14 protein-coding genes and 1 pseudogene are annotated in these 14,953 nt (G+C 46.0%); all 15 read right to left on the bottom strand.

What is annotated here, in order from left to right; genetic code table 11:
• Nucleotides 1–50: 50 nt before the first annotated feature.
• The 15 genes and pseudogenes from PCH01S_RS01530 to PCH01S_RS01590 all read right to left on the bottom strand — a co-directional run bounded on the left by PCH01S_RS01530 (nucleotide 51) and on the right by PCH01S_RS01590 (nucleotide 14,951).
• Nucleotides 51–830 (bottom strand): MgtC/SapB family protein, encoded by a 780-nt coding sequence (locus PCH01S_RS01530; RefSeq protein ID WP_042226137.1) that lies wholly within the window; start codon nucleotides 828–830, stop codon nucleotides 51–53.
• A 91-nt stretch (nucleotides 831–921) separates the two neighbouring features.
• Nucleotides 922–1,935, bottom strand: a complete 1,014-nt coding sequence (locus tag PCH01S_RS01535; RefSeq protein WP_042226139.1) for an alpha/beta hydrolase — start codon at nucleotides 1,933–1,935, stop codon at nucleotides 922–924.
• A gap of 2 nt (nucleotides 1,936–1,937) precedes the next feature.
• Nucleotides 1,938–2,585 (bottom strand): SGNH/GDSL hydrolase family protein, encoded by a 648-nt coding sequence (locus tag PCH01S_RS01540; RefSeq protein WP_042226142.1) that lies wholly within the window; start codon nucleotides 2,583–2,585, stop codon nucleotides 1,938–1,940.
• Nucleotides 2,586–2,611: 26 nt separating this feature from the next.
• Nucleotides 2,612–3,487 (bottom strand): carbohydrate ABC transporter permease, encoded by an 876-nt coding sequence (locus tag PCH01S_RS01545; protein WP_042226145.1) that lies wholly within the window; start codon nucleotides 3,485–3,487, stop codon nucleotides 2,612–2,614.
• 14 nt (nucleotides 3,488–3,501) lie between these two features.
• Nucleotides 3,502–4,443 carry an ABC transporter permease gene (locus PCH01S_RS01550; RefSeq protein WP_042226146.1) on the bottom strand — a complete coding sequence of 314 codons (942 nt, stop codon included), beginning with the start codon at nucleotides 4,441–4,443 and terminating at the stop codon, nucleotides 3,502–3,504.
• Nucleotides 4,444–4,631: 188 nt separating this feature from the next.
• Nucleotides 4,632–6,170, bottom strand: a complete 1,539-nt coding sequence (locus PCH01S_RS01555; RefSeq protein WP_042226149.1) for an ABC transporter substrate-binding protein — start codon at nucleotides 6,168–6,170, stop codon at nucleotides 4,632–4,634.
• Nucleotides 6,171–6,327: 157 nt separating this feature from the next.
• Nucleotides 6,328–7,902: a response regulator gene (locus PCH01S_RS01560; RefSeq protein ID WP_042226151.1), complete on the bottom strand. Its 1,575-nt coding sequence runs from the start codon at nucleotides 7,900–7,902 to the stop codon at nucleotides 6,328–6,330.
• Nucleotides 7,903–7,912: 10 nt separating this feature from the next.
• Nucleotides 7,913–9,649: a sensor histidine kinase gene (locus PCH01S_RS01565; protein ID WP_241688671.1), complete on the bottom strand. Its 1,737-nt coding sequence runs from the start codon at nucleotides 9,647–9,649 to the stop codon at nucleotides 7,913–7,915.
• A 397-nt stretch (nucleotides 9,650–10,046) separates the two neighbouring features.
• Nucleotides 10,047–10,400, bottom strand: a pseudogene (gene arsD / locus PCH01S_RS29495) (arsenite efflux transporter metallochaperone ArsD); the annotation flags it as partial.
• A 47-nt stretch (nucleotides 10,401–10,447) separates the two neighbouring features.
• Nucleotides 10,448–10,867, bottom strand: coding sequence for an arsenate reductase (thioredoxin) (gene arsC, locus PCH01S_RS01570; RefSeq protein WP_042226154.1), 420 nt, complete (start codon nucleotides 10,865–10,867; stop codon nucleotides 10,448–10,450).
• An 18-nt stretch (nucleotides 10,868–10,885) separates the two neighbouring features.
• A complete protein-coding gene (locus tag PCH01S_RS01575; RefSeq protein WP_129112499.1) occupies nucleotides 10,886–12,184 on the bottom strand; it encodes an arsenic transporter in 1,299 nt (432 codons plus the stop codon).
• Nucleotides 12,185–12,199: 15 nt separating this feature from the next.
• The gene (locus tag PCH01S_RS01580; protein ID WP_042226157.1) at nucleotides 12,200–12,547 is read right to left on the bottom strand and encodes an ArsR/SmtB family transcription factor; all 348 of its coding nucleotides are present in this window, start codon (nucleotides 12,545–12,547) and stop codon (nucleotides 12,200–12,202) included.
• Between the two features lie 453 nt (nucleotides 12,548–13,000).
• Nucleotides 13,001–13,774: an alpha/beta fold hydrolase gene (locus PCH01S_RS01585; protein WP_042226159.1), complete on the bottom strand. Its 774-nt coding sequence runs from the start codon at nucleotides 13,772–13,774 to the stop codon at nucleotides 13,001–13,003.
• A gap of 19 nt (nucleotides 13,775–13,793) precedes the next feature.
• On the bottom strand, nucleotides 13,794–14,075 hold the full coding sequence (locus tag PCH01S_RS31155) for a class I SAM-dependent methyltransferase (RefSeq protein ID WP_241688672.1): 282 nt from the start codon (nucleotides 14,073–14,075) through the stop codon (nucleotides 13,794–13,796).
• Nucleotides 14,076–14,414: 339 nt separating this feature from the next.
• Entirely contained in the window at nucleotides 14,415–14,951 is a 537-nt protein-coding gene (locus PCH01S_RS01590) for a hypothetical protein (RefSeq protein WP_053228610.1), read from the bottom strand.
• Nucleotides 14,952–14,953: the final 2 nt, after the last annotated feature.

Genomic DNA, 14,953 nt, shown 5'->3' on the forward strand with positions numbered 1-14,953 from the left:
TTTTGCGTCTTAATCTTATTTTCGAAAGAGTATCTCCATAGCAATCAATCTTACTCGGCTGTATCTATTTTTAATTCTTTCGATTCGGCAGCCGGTTTCAAAGCAGGCAAATAACTGGATTCCGTCCACAGCACCATGTCCAGCGCCGTAATTTCTTCCAGCGCTTGGACGATATTTTCTTCTTGATGATTTTTGACCGTGAAGCAGAGTTGCATCGTAGGCATACCTCCGGCCTCAGGCGGCGCGTGTTCATCCGGCATCATTTTGACGTTGGCGATTTGGATCCCTTGTTCGCCGAATTTGGAAGCAACCTTCCCAAGAACGCCTGGCATATCGATAATCGTACACTTGACCTCGTGCTTTTTGCGGTGGCGCAACAAATGTTTCTCCCACTTGTTCAGCACGTATAGACTGATAATGACGAAAAACGTACACAGAAATGCGACAAACAAAAACCCCGCTCCGACGCAAAGGCCGATTGCCGCCACAACCCAAACCGAGGCCGCGGTCGTGAGCCCTTTGATGACAGACCCGTTGCGCAGAATCGCACCCGCACCCAAAAAGCCGATCCCGCTGATCACCTGAGCGGCCAGACGGGCAGGGTCGATCCGGACGTTGGATTCGGCAACAAAGTCGGAGAATCCGTAAATCGAAAGCAGCATAATGGTGGTCGAGCCGAGACAGACGAGAATATGGGTGCGGAAGCCTGCCGCATGGTTGTTCCACTCCCGCTCGATGCCGACCAATCCGCCCAAAACTGCGGCGAGGACCATGCGTACGAACAAATCCCAATGACCAAGTTGCCAAACATTAGCAGCGGCGCCGGTCAATATCATCCCCCCCTTATTTCAAACATATATTTTGCAGAGTGTCCTGCCCTTGAAAAAGGAATTACGCGTTGCATGCCTATGCACTTCGTTGTTATTTTTTTGCGCCCGATTTCAAGTCTTTTAAGATGGCTGCCATTTTCTCGTCCGTAAACATCGGATCGGAAAAATTGAAAAGCGACTTCAACGAAAACGCTTTGACATAGTCGATCTTCGGCGATGCCAAAAGATCCGGAAGATACCGCTCCAATACGCGACTGCTGCAATCATCGGCCAGCAACTGACCTACTGTTGTATACTCGTCAATCACTCGTTCTACAAGGAGAAAATTCCTGGATTTCAACCATGCTTCGCACAGCTTTGTCCATGCTTGCGCTTCCCGATGGCCGCCGGCCAGTCCGAGTCCATGAGGACCGCTTTCAAAAAGATGCATTTCGAAAGAAACCCTAAACTTCCTGAGCGCTGCCGCGAACATTAAACAATTCTCAGCCTGAACGACCGGATCGTCTGCCGTGATCCACATAAAAGTCGGCGGTGTTTCCTCCGTTACTTGCTTTTCACTTGATAACAGCTCGATCAGAGCACGGTCGTTTTGCCGCTCCCCCATCAATACCGACTTGCACGATACATTCGTAAATTCGCCCATCGTAATGAGAGGATAACAGAGCACGAGCGCATCGGGACGGCTGCTGTATCGTTCGATCGGATCATTGGCTTGCGGATTGCCGTTGTCAAAGCTCGTACCTGCCATCGAAGCAAGATGGCCTCCGGCTGAAAATCCCAACATGCCGATTCGCTTGGGATCAATATTCCATTCAGTCCCTCTATGCCTGATCGTTCGTATGGCCCGCTGAGCATCATGAAGCTGGCTCGGATATTGTGCCGGAGTAACCCTATAATGAAGGACAAAAGCCGAAATGCCGATCGCGTTCAACCACTTGGCGACAGGCTCGCCTTCATGAACAGCCCGATGCGTATAGCCTCCGCCAGGACAAACGATGACGGCTGGAAACGGTCCTTCCCCTTCCAGCAAGTACGGTGTTAAGCTGGGACAACCTTCGTTGAATCCCTGCAATGCGGGTTGGTCGTGCCACAAAGGAATATTCATTGTTATTCCTCCACCAACATACTTTTTATTTTTTCCGCAACGGCACTTCCGAGCTTCCGGTGTTGTTCCGCTTCGAAATGAATGCCGTCTGCCTCACTGGAAACGATCACGGTCGAAACATCCATGATAGACGCATCGGTATACGGACTAAGCATTGCGAATGCCTCGCCCAATTGTTTAGACTTCTCTTCCCCGCCCTTGAACATGCCTGCGAATAATCCAGTTTCCTTGATTGGCGGCGGAACTAGAATCAGAACCTGAGGGACTATCGTAATCCCCGGCCTTGAAAAAGTCGTTTTTACGAGTCCGGCAAGCGACAGGGTGCTCATCGCGATATCTAGCGCTGAGACGGAAAACCGCTCTTTCAAATCATTCGTTCCGAGCATGATCACGACAAGATCAAGCGGCCTGTGAGACAGCAGGCAGGTCGGCCAGTACTCTTTTCCACTCATGATTCCATCGATCGGATCCGCCCACACTGTCGTCCTCCCGGGCAAGCCTTCCTCGACAATGTCGTAGCCGTCTCCCAGTTCCTTACGCAGTACGCCCGTCCACCGAACATCCGCCGGAAACCGAACTCCTCGATTCTGCGGATCGGCTCCCCATGTATTTGAATCTCCGAAGCATAAGATCGTTCTCGTGCCGGTCATCTGTAAACACCTCCAAAATAATAGTGTCAACCTTTGACGGCGCCAACCGTCAGGCCTTTCACGAAATACTTCTGAAAGAATGGGTATGCGACCAGCAGCGGAACGACCCCGATCGCGGCTATGGCCATGCGCATGGAGGTGAGCGGAAGATGACTTGTCGCGACGACCTCCGTCGATGACTGCAAAAATTGCGCATCGAGTAAAATCCGGTTGAGCATGTTTTGAAGGCTGAAGTACCGGCTGTCGGTAATGTAAATCAATCCGTTAAACCAATCGTTCCAGTACATAATCGTATAAAACAACCCGACCGTAGCCAAAACTGGCGTCGATAACGGCAATACGATTTTCGCGAAAATTTTCCATTCCTTCGCCCCGTCGATGTAGGCCGATTCGATGATCGGCTTCGGAATCGAGGTTGCAAAGAACGTTCGCATCAGGATGACGAAAAAACCGTTCATCAACAGGCTCGGAATGATCAGCGCCAGTATCGTATTTTTAAAATTGAAATAATTGGTGTATAGCAGGTAGGTCGGCACAAGGCCTCCGTTAAACAGCATCGTGAAAAATACGTAGAAGGACAGTATCTTGCGAAATGGCATCTCGGTCCGTGACAGCGGATAGGCAAGCAACGCCGTTAGAGTCAATCCTACAGCCGTTCCGACCACCGTCACGAGAATCGTAATTCCATAAGCGCGCAGTATATTAGCTGAGTTCGTCCATAAATATTCGTATGCCGAAAAACTGACGGCTTTCGGGAAGAAAGCATATCCATGGCGAATGATTTCCATGTCGTCCGTAAGAGAAGCGGAGAGCAGCAACCAGAATGGCATGATGCAGAAAAATGTAAATACCAGCATGACGATGTTGATCGTCCATTGATAAAATTTGCCGGATGATGGCATGGGAACTCCCCTTTCTAGAACAGTGCATTGTCTTTGTTGAATTTTCTCACGACCGCATTGGAAGTCAGCACCAGAACAAACCCGACGAGCGCTTGATACAAGCCTGCGGCCGACGACATCCCGATATCGCCCATATTGACCAATGCGCGGTACACATACGTATCGATCGTGTTCGTGACCGGCATTAGGGCGCCCGTGTTAAGCGGCACTTGGAAGAACAGGCCGAAGTCGGAATAGAAAATGCGCCCGATTGCAAGCAGTGTCATAATCGTAATAACCGGCGCAATGAGCGGAATCGTAATCATTTTGATTTGCTGCCACCGGTTCGCGCCGTCTATTTTAGCCGCCTCATAGTACTCTTGATCGATGCCGATAATCGCAGCCAAGTAGATGATGCAAAGATGCCCTACGCCTTTCCAGGCGTGTACGATTGTCAGGATCCACGGCCAGTATTTCGTTTCGCTATACCAAGAAATAGGCTCTAGGCCGAAAAAGGGGAGCAGAGTCTTGTTCATGAAGCCTTTTTCGACGTCCAGGAAACCGAGCACGAGGTAACCGACGATCACCATGGAGATCAAGTGCGGAAGCAGGATCAATGTTTGGTACGTTCTCGATAAAATGCGCTTGCGGATTTCATTCAGCAGGATCGCAAGCGAAATCGCGATTGTCGTATTAATGACAATGAAGGACAGATTGTACAATAACGTGTTGCGGGTGATGATGTATGCATCCTTCGTCTTGAACAAATACTCGAAGTTCTTGAAGCCGACCCACTCGCTCCCCCATATGCCCTTCGCGAAATTGACGTCTTTGAACGCAATGGCGATGCCGAACATCGGCAAATAATTGTTAACGAGAAAGTAGAGTAGCCCCGGCAGCGTCATGAGCACGAGCATCCGGTATTTTTTTGCCTTCCTCATCTCAAGCCGCAATACCGACATTTTGCTTGCCTTCATACGTTACTACCACCTTTTGCTGTCATTGTTTTGTGCATGTTTTCATCTTATAGCAATTTGTCCGCCCCTACTTCCATGATCCCGACATCATATTTTTGAGTTTCCGACATCGGCTTGACTGTATCCGCGATGGCGTAAAAAACCCCCCCGTTCGAGACATTCCGTCTTTTACAGGAGGATCCGTCGGATTATTTATTGGCCGCTACCCAAGCGTCAAGCTGCTTTTGCTTCTCGGCAATGACCTTGTCGATGCCTGCCGCTTTCATTTGCTTGATATACTCGGGCAATACCTTAGCGGGATCCACCGTACCGGTCTCCAAAGCGAGAGCGTACTGGTCCCTCACATTCGTAAGAGCCGCGATTTCCGTCTTAACAGGCTCCGGATTGTAAGTGAAGCCGAGCGCTTTCGATTTTTTCGAATTCTTAATGAATTCCGCCAGCTTCTGGTTACGGTCCGGATCTTCCCCGTTGAACACATAGGAGAGGAACATATTTCCGAATAGCCAGTTTTGGTAAGGGTAATAGCCGCTATTCGAAGCGTTCACGCCCTGTGGGAAATCGATGATATCATCTGATTTTTTTACGTAATGCTGCCCTTCGATTCCCCAGTCGAGCAAATTGATAAAATCTTTGTCTGTATACATCAAATTAAGCAGCATCATAGACCTTTCCGGGTTCTGCGCGTTTCTGGGAATGCTCCACATATACGAGGTGATGTTGGTAGTGGTCGTGACGGCCGGCAACAGGCGCACCTCGATCAAATCTTGTCCTACACTTAAAGAATTTGCCGCTTGGCTAAATGGACTCATATGGTGGAACGTCGAGAAGGCTTTTCCTGCCTTCATCAAATTTTGCCAAACTTCATTACTGGTTGCCGCATCTTTAGCAATATATCCGGCCAAATACCATCTTCTTGTCGTATCCAGCAGCTTGGCATATTCTGGAGTTTCAACCCAATTGGCTACCCTCATCCCGTTATCGTGCGCCGGCAGCACACCGAGGCCGTCTCCCAAAGGATCCAGCATGCCACCGACGAAAGGGCTGCCGAGAATCGAGTTGGCAAACTTGATCACCGGAGTCACATCAGGCTCATTCTCCTTGATCACCTTGAATACGGCGTCAAGATCGTCCAGCGATCTGATCGCTTTCGTATCGATTTTGTACTTGTCCACAAGATCCTTGCGCATCGAGATGCCGTAGTCGTTCGCAAAGTCCCGGACAGTCGTTATCCCGTAAGATTTCCCGTTGATCCTGGTCGCTTTTAAGTAAGCCGGATCCAGATCGTCCAGCGCTTTTTGGGCGCCTTGACCGTATTTGGCAATGTAGTCGTCAAGCGCAAGATAGTTGCCCTTGGCCACTTGCTGCTCGTACGTGCCTCGGCCGCTTACGATGAGGTCCATTTTCTCGTTGCCGGACAGCATCAGTGTGGTTTGCTGCGCCCAGGCGCCTTTAGTGATCTGAACGAGCTTCACGGTCGCATTGATTTTTTCCTTCGTAATCTTGTTGATTTTTTCTTGTACGGCTTTCAAGTCTTTCTGCTCGCCGGCAACCGGAAACACCATCGTCAGTTCAACGGGCTTCAGGTCCGGGTTCGCGCTGCCCGACAGTTCAGGAGCTCCGCTCGCATTCGGTTGGTTGCTCGAGCCCGAGCTGCAGGCCGTGACCAGAGTAGACGTTGCCAGCACGGAAATCAGAAGCATTGCAGCGCTCTTCATGCTTTTCTTCATGTATGAACCCCCTATTTTGATTGGTCTTGCCGCTTGCTATTATTATTTTATTGAAGTTCCCGTTTACCCGCTTTCAAGAATCCGTTCTCTCGGTTTCGAGATTCCGTCCACATAAAGAGAAAAACGCCAGTTGGCGTCCTTGATGTACATATTTCGTTTACATGCCGGAAGAGAATCTTTTCCGATATTCTTGAGGCGTCATCAAGACTTCCTTCTTGAAGAGGGTGGAGAAATAAGAGAAATTAGCGAAGCCTACCGCCAAAGCGACGTTGCTTATCGAAGTTTCCGATTTGGCCAGTAGTTCTTTCGCAAGACCGATCCTTTCTTTCAGAATATACTCCGATATCGAGAGACCTGTTTCCTTTTTGAAAAGCTTGACAATGTGGTCGGGACTAAGTCCAATGTAGTCGGCAATGTACTGTCTGGACATCTCCTGATCGATATTCGCCGATATATACCGCTTGATCTTTTCCACCACTGTCTCGTTCGAACCAAGCGCTTCGATGGAAGTCATTGCAAATTCAAGGACGTCCGTTACCCAGTCTTGCAGATTCTTGACGCTCTCGGCGGCAGACGAAATACGTTCCGGCGCGAAATGATCCGCTAAAATATCGTCCGTATACAACCCTTTCTGCTGAAGCGTATGCAGAACCATCTGTAGGAAGCTTAAATAAAACTGCTGTAGGCTTTTCGAGTTCAGCCCTTCGATCCGCTTAAGCGACTCCAGAAAATCTTGCGACTCAGCCATCAGCTTCTTCTTGTCCCCCTGCTTGATCAGCTCGGACCATATTCTCATCGGAGGCATGGGAAAAGGCGTTTCATTTGCCATCTTCTCGTCGATAAGCACGACCCGGTCGACGGCGTTCACTTGATTCTTTCTAAGCGCTACCAAATTTTCAACCATATCGCGCACGCCGTGTATCTCCGACGGTTGACCGATATAGCAGGACAAATGGCAATAAAAATATTGGTTACACGTCTCGATGAACAAACCGCAGCGTTTTATGAGCTCTTCGCGGAACTTCTCTCCGCTCGCCTCTATCGCATGTTCCGTAGAAAACACCGCCAATAACTGATTGGCCTTGATGCGAACGATGTGAGCCGTTGCAACCTGATGGATGACCAATTCCTCCAAGGCGTTCGTTAGCGCGTACTCCATAATTTGGGCATCGCGAGCGCTCAGTTCTTTTTTCCAGTGTTGAATGCCGATCAAAATGGGTAAAAACTTCATCCTGCTCGTATACGGTATATTGTGCTTCCCGATAGCCTCCATGATTTTATCCGGCTGGGATGGAATGACCTGCTGCAGCACATCCTGCCAGAACCGCTCGATGACGATCGATGACGATTTCCGGTCTTTGCTTATTTTCTTGATCATCTCCGTCATGACTTGCTCCAGCTCTTCGGGTGGCGCAGGCTTGAGCAAATACTCGAAGCTCCCTAGCTGGATCGCTTTTTTCGCGTATTGAAAGTCGGCATGGCAAGTCAGAAAGACGCACTCCGTCCAAGGATGCTCTTCCCGTACCCACTCATAGAGTTCGAGTCCGCTTCCTTGCGGCATCTCGATATCGCATATCATCATGTCGAACGGATGTTCACTAAACTTTTCCTTCGCTTGACGTGCATTGTTCGCTACAGATACGTGAATGATGCCGAATTTTGACCAGTTCACGCTTGCCTTAATGCCGTTCGCGGTAAATTCTTCGTCGTCCACGATCAATAACCGGTACATACTCTCGCCCCTATCCTTTCATGATCGGCAAAAAAATATCGACAATGGCGCCGTTATCGTTTGAAAACCCGATGATCGCCTGACCCCCGTACAACAGCCGCAGTCTTTGCCGGGCATTCCAAATCCCGATATGCTCACCTTCTTCAGTCGTCAGCTTGATGTCTTGTCTCAGCTTCTCGAGCACCTCGTTCTCATAACCCATGCCCGTATCGCGAATGCGGATATGAAGCCGTTCCTCATCATTCCGGTTATCCCGTTCGATTGAAATCTCGATATGGGTAGGCTCGTCCGTGTTGACCGCATGCTTGATCGTGTTTTCTGCAAAGCTTTGAATGATCAGCGGGGGAATACAACAATCGAGCAGGTCATCCGGGACGGTAATGGCGTACGTCAAGCTTCCCGGAAACCGGATCTTCTGGATGTTCAAATAATTTTTCGTATGACCCAGCTCGTCCCGAACTAGAACATGATCCGTATGGCTGCGAAACATGAAGCGGAAATATCTGATTAATGAGAGGGAAAGCTCTTGAATCAACCCGTATTTCCTCTCCTGGGCCAAATAATAAACGACATTCAGACTGTTCAAAAAGAAGTGCGGGTTGACTTGCAGCTGCAAATGCTTCAGCTCCGCTTTCTGATTGATCAATTGCTCCTCATAGACATCGATTTTCAGCTTCTGAATGTCGGTCACCATGCTGTTGAACATCTCGTTCATCAGTTCGAATTCGTTAGAGGTCGGTTTCTTCGCTATTCGCATCTCCAAGTGACCCTCTTTGATCCTTCGCATGGCCAGTACGATTCGGTTAATCGGACGGAGTACGACTCTCCTCATGAAATAGAAGGCAAGCAGTAAGATCAAGACGGTCCCTGCCGCAATTAGTGAAATAATCCTCTGCAAATAAGGCAGCTTCTGGAGAATGCTTTGATCGGGGACCACAGCGACCAGTCCGAAATCTCCTTTGCCGGAATGCTCTCCGATCACCAGATACCCTTCATCGAAACCGCTTAAACGGTACGACTTAGGCGTATAGGAAAGATCGATTCCCTGTTCTCTAAAAAATGATTCGTCCTTTAGCGGCTTGTGGTTGCCATCAACCAGCAGCGCTCTCCCATCGGCGCCGAGATCCAAAAGATTGAGCGGCCCCGTCACATCCTGCGTATTTACGCCAGCCCCGATATATAAACCACCAACCTTTATGATATATAACAAATAATCCTTTTTATTAGCGCGAAATACGGACCACTTCCCTGTCTGAAAACTCTCTGCCGATTGCCCGTCATCAATAAGCCAGACGATGGCATCCTTTATAGACTGATTGTCGGTGTCAGCCGAGCCTGTCTGCTTGGGGGCAAATACCAAATCGTTGTTAATGGGCGAATATATGAAAAAATAGTCGAGTCCCTCGTAGTAAGTCACATTATTCACCAGTTGTTTGAATTGCCAAATGCGTTCCATTTTATACAAATCGATATCGATCTCAGGAGACCGGTCGAGAACGTGCAGTCCTGTTACCTCCGAGGCATACTTCAGCAAATAGCTGTCAATGTCGGCTAACGACTTGTCGATCAACCCCATATAGAGGCTGATCATGTTGCTGTTAGATTGCGCGACCTGGTTGCGAACAACCTGGATCGAATAGAAGTTTGTATAAATCAGGAAGAGAACAATCGGCAGCATAATAAGCATGAGCCCCGTGATCAGCTTAAATCGGAGCGAATTGAATATTGTAGAAGGTGGTTTTCTCATGTTGTCCATGTTCCCTTCGTCCCTTTAATGATAATTATTTTACCACATAGACGGCATGACTTTTACGGCTCGTTTCCCCTGATCGTCTTGACAATGATACCTGATTGCTAAAAATGTTCCTTGTGTCTTGCAATCTATTCGTTTCTAGTCAGTTTATAGCGCCTATAGTCATTTGTGGTAATCTTACCCTTCATAATAAATGTATAGATGGGTTGCCTGCTTTCAAGATTCCGTCTTATACTTTTTGAGTTTCCGAGTCATCAGACCTCACCCATTCATCTCAAACAGGATTTCTAAACCCAACTCCTCCCAAGAAGGGTTTAGAAACAAAGAAAACGCCCGTTCCATCCAGGCACGGACCAATGACATGAGATGACGTTTTATCGTTCAAACAAGGCAGCCGCAAGATGTCCTTAGGTTTCTTGGTTAATTCGTCTTCAGGAATTCCAGTCCATAGGGATAACTCTCCATTGGTGGGATCCCCTTTCTCTTGCACAATTTGGTCATCTACAATGACTACAGGCAATACATCCGTTCCCTTTTCAGCAAGGAGTTTATTAATTACTTGGTTAGAAACAAAAGCATCCGGCTCGCTAGCCAAGTTAAACCGGGAGATATCAATCCCTTTGGTTTTTAAATGATGAACCGCGGATGAGATCCGGATTAATTCTGGATCTACGCTTGGTCCACATACACCGGTTGAACAACACATTGCCGGATCATAAATTTGAATCTTTTTCCTGGCTTTGATCTCCTTTTTTAAAGAAACAGCCGAGAATATCTCGGCTGTTTCTATTCCTATTCACCTGTTTTTGCAAAACTTTCAATGCGCGCACCAATTTGATCACGCACTCTTTGGAAAACAGCCCATTTCTCTTCATCTGTACCTTGCGCCTTGGCTGGATCATCGAATCCCCAATGCTCACGACGGACTTGTGGAGGAGTCATCGGGCAGCGATCCACTGCATCCCCACATAGTGTAACAACTAGATCTGCTGTGTTGAGACGTGTTGAGTCAATCACATCGGATGTCTGATTTGAAATATCTACGCCTACTTCATTCATTGCTATAACAGCATTGGGGTTAAGGCCATGAGCTTCGATGCCGGCACTATAAACATTCCAACTGTCACCCAGATATTTTTTTGCCCATCCTTCTGCCATTTGGCTGCGGCATGAATTTCCCGTGCATAAGAAGTAGATCGTCTTTTTTTCCATGATTGTATGCTCCTTTTATTATAAAATGATGGTTAACCAAAGATACAAACCTAAAAGTGTGATAAAGAGAGTCGGGATCGTTAAGATAATCCCTGTTTTAAAATAAGTCCCCCATGATATTTTGACTCCCTTGGAGGTCAAGACATGCAACCACAAAAGGGTTGCCAGCGAACCGATTGGCGTAATTTTAGGACCTAAATCGGAACCAATTACGTTCGCATATATTAAAGCTTCCTTTAGAGCTCCTGTTGCATTTGTTGCATCTATTGCAAGGGCATCGATCATGACTGTGGGCATATTATTCATCAAAGATGAAATTAAAGCCGCAATAAAACCCATCCCCATCGTGGCAGCGAACATTCCTTTATCAACGGTGGCTTGAAGGACATTTGCAAGCAAATCAGTCAAACCTGCATTACGCAAACCATAGACAACGACATACATGCCGATAGAGAAAAATACAATGGCCCACGGAGCCCCTTTGATAACTTCTTTAACGGGAACAATCGGGCTTTTTCTTGCCATCAACAGAAAGAAGATAGCGATTATACCGGCTACAATTGATACGGGGATGCTTAAAAACTCACTGATAAAATATCCAATAAGCAGTACGCCTAATACAATCCAAGACATACGGAACATATTCGGGTCTTTAATCGCTTCGGAAGGCATCTTTAATTGCTCAGCATTGAATTGTTTTGGAATACTCTTACGGAAGAATAAGTAAAGCACCAGAATACTTGCGGCTAAGGAAAACATGTTCGGAATTATCATACGGCCTGCATATTGTAAAAAACTGATTCCAAAGTAATCCGCAGACACGATATTCACCAAATTGCTGACGACTAGTGGTAAGGAGGTGGTATCCGCAATAAATCCGCTTGCAATGATAAATGGAAACACTTTTTTTTCATCAAAGTTCAGCGCTCTTACCATGGCAAGAACAATTGGTGTCAATATTAATGCTGCTCCATCATTGGCAAAGAATGCGGCCACGATAGCTCCGAGAAGTGAAACATAAATGAACATACGAAGGCCATTGCCGCGGGCAGCTTTAGCCATATGTAAGGCTGCCCATTCAAAGAAACCAATCTTATCGAGAATTAGAGAAATAATAATGATCGCCACAAAGGCTAATGTAGCGTTCCATACGATTTGAGTTACATCAAGAACATCCTGCAAAGTAACGACCCCAACAAGCAAGGCTAAAATCGCTCCGCCACACGCTGACCACCCGATTGATAAATTTCTAGGTTGCCAGATCACGAGTGTCAAAGTAATCAGAAAAATAATACAAGCTAAAACAACCAAACTCACTTCATAAACCCCCATTTAATTGCAAATAATTCTTAATCCCTTATTCTCCAGTAGGGTAAATTCATGATCCTGAGATGGAAGTTGCTGAATCAGTTTCTCAACCATCTCATATTGCTTGTTTTCTGTATTTAAGGAGTAGAAAACCCACTGTCCTCTTCTTGTTTCCTTAACCAAACCAGCATCTTTAAGCTTTCTCAAATGTTGGCTTACGGCTGGTTGGCTTGTATTGATAATTTCAACGAGTTCGCACACACAACATTCTTGATGTTCAAGCAATTTCATAATAGTTAGCCTTGTTTTATCCCCCAGTAATTTGAAAGTCTGAGCGATAATACTTATGTCATCTACATGCGTCTGTTCCATTGCTTTATCCACCACCTTTATTTTATATCCTTAAATCATTATATAACTATGTGCTTATATATAATTCATACTATACTAACGATCTATTCACAAATCAACCCTTCAAAAAATAAAAAGCCCAAACAGATTTTTATTGTTTAGGCTTTTGCTTGATATATTAAGGACTGCAAATCGCCCTAAAAGTATACCTTTCATCGTCTGTTACTTAAGTGATTTATGACAAACCTTGCATCCGGCCCTACTCCCCGAATTGTTGCGGCATCCTCTTGGGTTGTAACGATTTTTCCAGCTTTGACATAGCGATTCGAAGGAATGGATACCTTTTCCGATCTATAATGGGTAGTCATGCTTGCTTATAGAGTTGAGATCGGAACTGGATCATCATCAAATCTCTACGCCTTCCTGCTTAAGCTTCATTTGATCGGTTCGTTTATGAATCATAATGGACTTCCCTTAGTGGCCAAAGCGGTGCACGAACTGCTTGATCAGTTCGTTCAGTGGTTCGGAGGCTTTCGTCGGAATCCGGTGATCGACTTTTTTAATGAAAACCAGTTCACTTTTCGGCAATCGTTGATGCAATATTTTGGCATAAGGATGAAAGTGCTTGTCTTTTTCCCCGTAAACGAGCAGGACGGGAAGATAGATTTCCTGAAGCTGCGATGTACAGTTGTACTTCAAGCTGTTCTGGTAATACTGTTCCGCATTTTTGGCATTCCCTTTTTTCGCATCGTTGAATAATTCCCGAAACAAAGATAGATCTTTAGCTTGCGCCCAGGCATTGGAAAATGCGATCGTGCCGACTGCTCCGATTTTGGAGAAAGCAACGCCCAAAGATATTTTGTTTCTTAGCCACCTTTCGTTCACTTCCGACATTCCACCAATGACGATGCCTCCCCATGCCCGATCGGGATGAGTCAAGAGAAACTCAAGCACTATCGAACCCCCAGTAGAATATCCGCACAAGAAAAATTTATCGATGCTCAACCGGTCCATCAACTGTTTAATATCCTCAACGATTAAAGGATAAGTAACCGTTTGTTTGGAAGGCTGACTCTTACCGTGTCCTCTGATGTCAAAAGCAATGGTTCGAAAATGAGGCGATAGCCCTTGAATTTGGTATGTGAAATTTAAGCTTGTAAGAACCGGAGGATGAATGAAGAGGATGGCGGTTCCTTTTCCTTGATCGATATAATGCATGGAGTATCCGTTTATGTTTGCAGTAGTCATCGTCACACTCCACCTCCCTTTACAGTGATTTTGGTTTCACTGAAAAAAATAACTCATGATATAAAAAACATTTTCGGAATCGTTTTATGACCTTACAATCATAATTATGATCTCTAAACAATCGAATATATTCTTCTTCATTACGAATATACTCCCCGTTGTACCATTTCATAAACCTATTACATAACGGTTTTTTCTTGCATAAACATGGTTCCATAACGATAATGGTTCCGTTAGGCTTTAGAATTCTTTGAAATTCCTTCATGTAACTTGATATTTCGTCCGATACATGATGCAACACAGCGATAATAAGTATGTAATCGAACGATTCATTATAAATGGGAATCTCTTACTTTCCAAAACCTGAAATGCATGGTGAGTATATAACCGCTTTGCATAATCAATTCGTTTGGCATCAGGGTCAATCCCAACATAATAAAGGATGAAACATGGAGCAATTCGCCCCAGTACCGGAGCCGAAATCTAATACAGTATGGCCATCAAATGTAAAATGGGAATGTACTTGATCGTGAATAATAAACCATTTCGGACGGACAAACCAATGATAAAGTCTAGGCGAGAACGGAATATTAATGGAAATTCACCATCTTTCGATTTTAGTCACGAAAAATAATTTAACCTATAAGGTTGAAAAACATTCATACAAGTTTTCAATATAGAGGACAAATGGAGACTGTTCACGATTAGCGGACTTCATTTTGTCGATATTTTCTCTACTAACAGCTATAACCTGGGAATCAAGCATAATGTGAGGTTTTATTTCAGGTAGTTCAGCCAGGGGCCCCAAATACTGTTCTACAACTTCTATGCCAAGCGGCAATACGTCGGGTGGTGGAGCATTCCAACCCTGATTAAGCAGCAAAGTTTGAGCTGCTTTATCAATGTTGTATTGCCAAGGCGAGAATAAGCGTACATGCCCCCATTCCCGGATATTGTGAGCGATTTGAGATCCGCCTTCAATAAGGATAAACTTTTGTTTGCGGTTAACTAAATGAGCCGCCGCGGCTAGTCCAATCGGTCCAACTCCGATAATAGCTATTGGGAGTTCGCTGTTTGCTATCTCTGCCTCGTGTTTAATTGTTTCAGCAGGCTCAACACAACACTCGTTAGGATCACAGCATTCCTTAGCAACAACTTTAAATTCGATGTTCTTCATTT

The sequence above is a fragment of the Paenibacillus chitinolyticus NBRC 15660 genome, from assembly GCF_000739915.1.
Classification (GTDB): domain Bacteria; phylum Bacillota; class Bacilli; order Paenibacillales; family NBRC-103111; genus Paenibacillus_F; species Paenibacillus_F chitinolyticus.

What these genes read in the sequence shown, in the direction of transcription:
- PCH01S_RS01535 (WP_042226139.1), bottom strand. Translation starts at nt 1,935, where the DNA reads ATGAATATTCCTTTGTGGCACGACCAACCCGCATTGCAGGGATTCAAC.
- PCH01S_RS01540 (WP_042226142.1), bottom strand. Translation starts at nt 2,585, where the DNA reads ATGACCGGCACGAGAACGATCTTATGCTTCGGAGATTCAAATACATGG.
- PCH01S_RS01545 (WP_042226145.1), bottom strand. Translation starts at nt 3,487, where the DNA reads ATGCCATCATCCGGCAAATTTTATCAATGGACGATCAACATCGTCATG.
- PCH01S_RS01550 (WP_042226146.1), bottom strand. Translation starts at nt 4,443, where the DNA reads ATGAAGGCAAGCAAAATGTCGGTATTGCGGCTTGAGATGAGGAAGGCA.
- PCH01S_RS01555 (WP_042226149.1), bottom strand. Translation starts at nt 6,170, where the DNA reads ATGAAGAAAAGCATGAAGAGCGCTGCAATGCTTCTGATTTCCGTGCTG.
- PCH01S_RS01560 (WP_042226151.1), bottom strand. Translation starts at nt 7,902, where the DNA reads ATGTACCGGTTATTGATCGTGGACGACGAAGAATTTACCGCGAACGGC.
- PCH01S_RS01565 (WP_241688671.1), bottom strand. Translation starts at nt 9,649, where the DNA reads ATGAGAAAACCACCTTCTACAATATTCAATTCGCTCCGATTTAAGCTG.
- arsC (WP_042226154.1), bottom strand. Translation starts at nt 10,867, where the DNA reads ATGGAAAAAAAGACGATCTACTTCTTATGCACGGGAAATTCATGCCGC.
- PCH01S_RS01580 (WP_042226157.1), bottom strand. Translation starts at nt 12,547, where the DNA reads ATGGAACAGACGCATGTAGATGACATAAGTATTATCGCTCAGACTTTC.
- PCH01S_RS01585 (WP_042226159.1), bottom strand. Translation starts at nt 13,774, where the DNA reads ATGACTACTGCAAACATAAACGGATACTCCATGCATTATATCGATCAA.
- PCH01S_RS01590 (WP_053228610.1), bottom strand. Translation starts at nt 14,951, where the DNA reads ATGAAGAACATCGAATTTAAAGTTGTTGCTAAGGAATGCTGTGATCCT.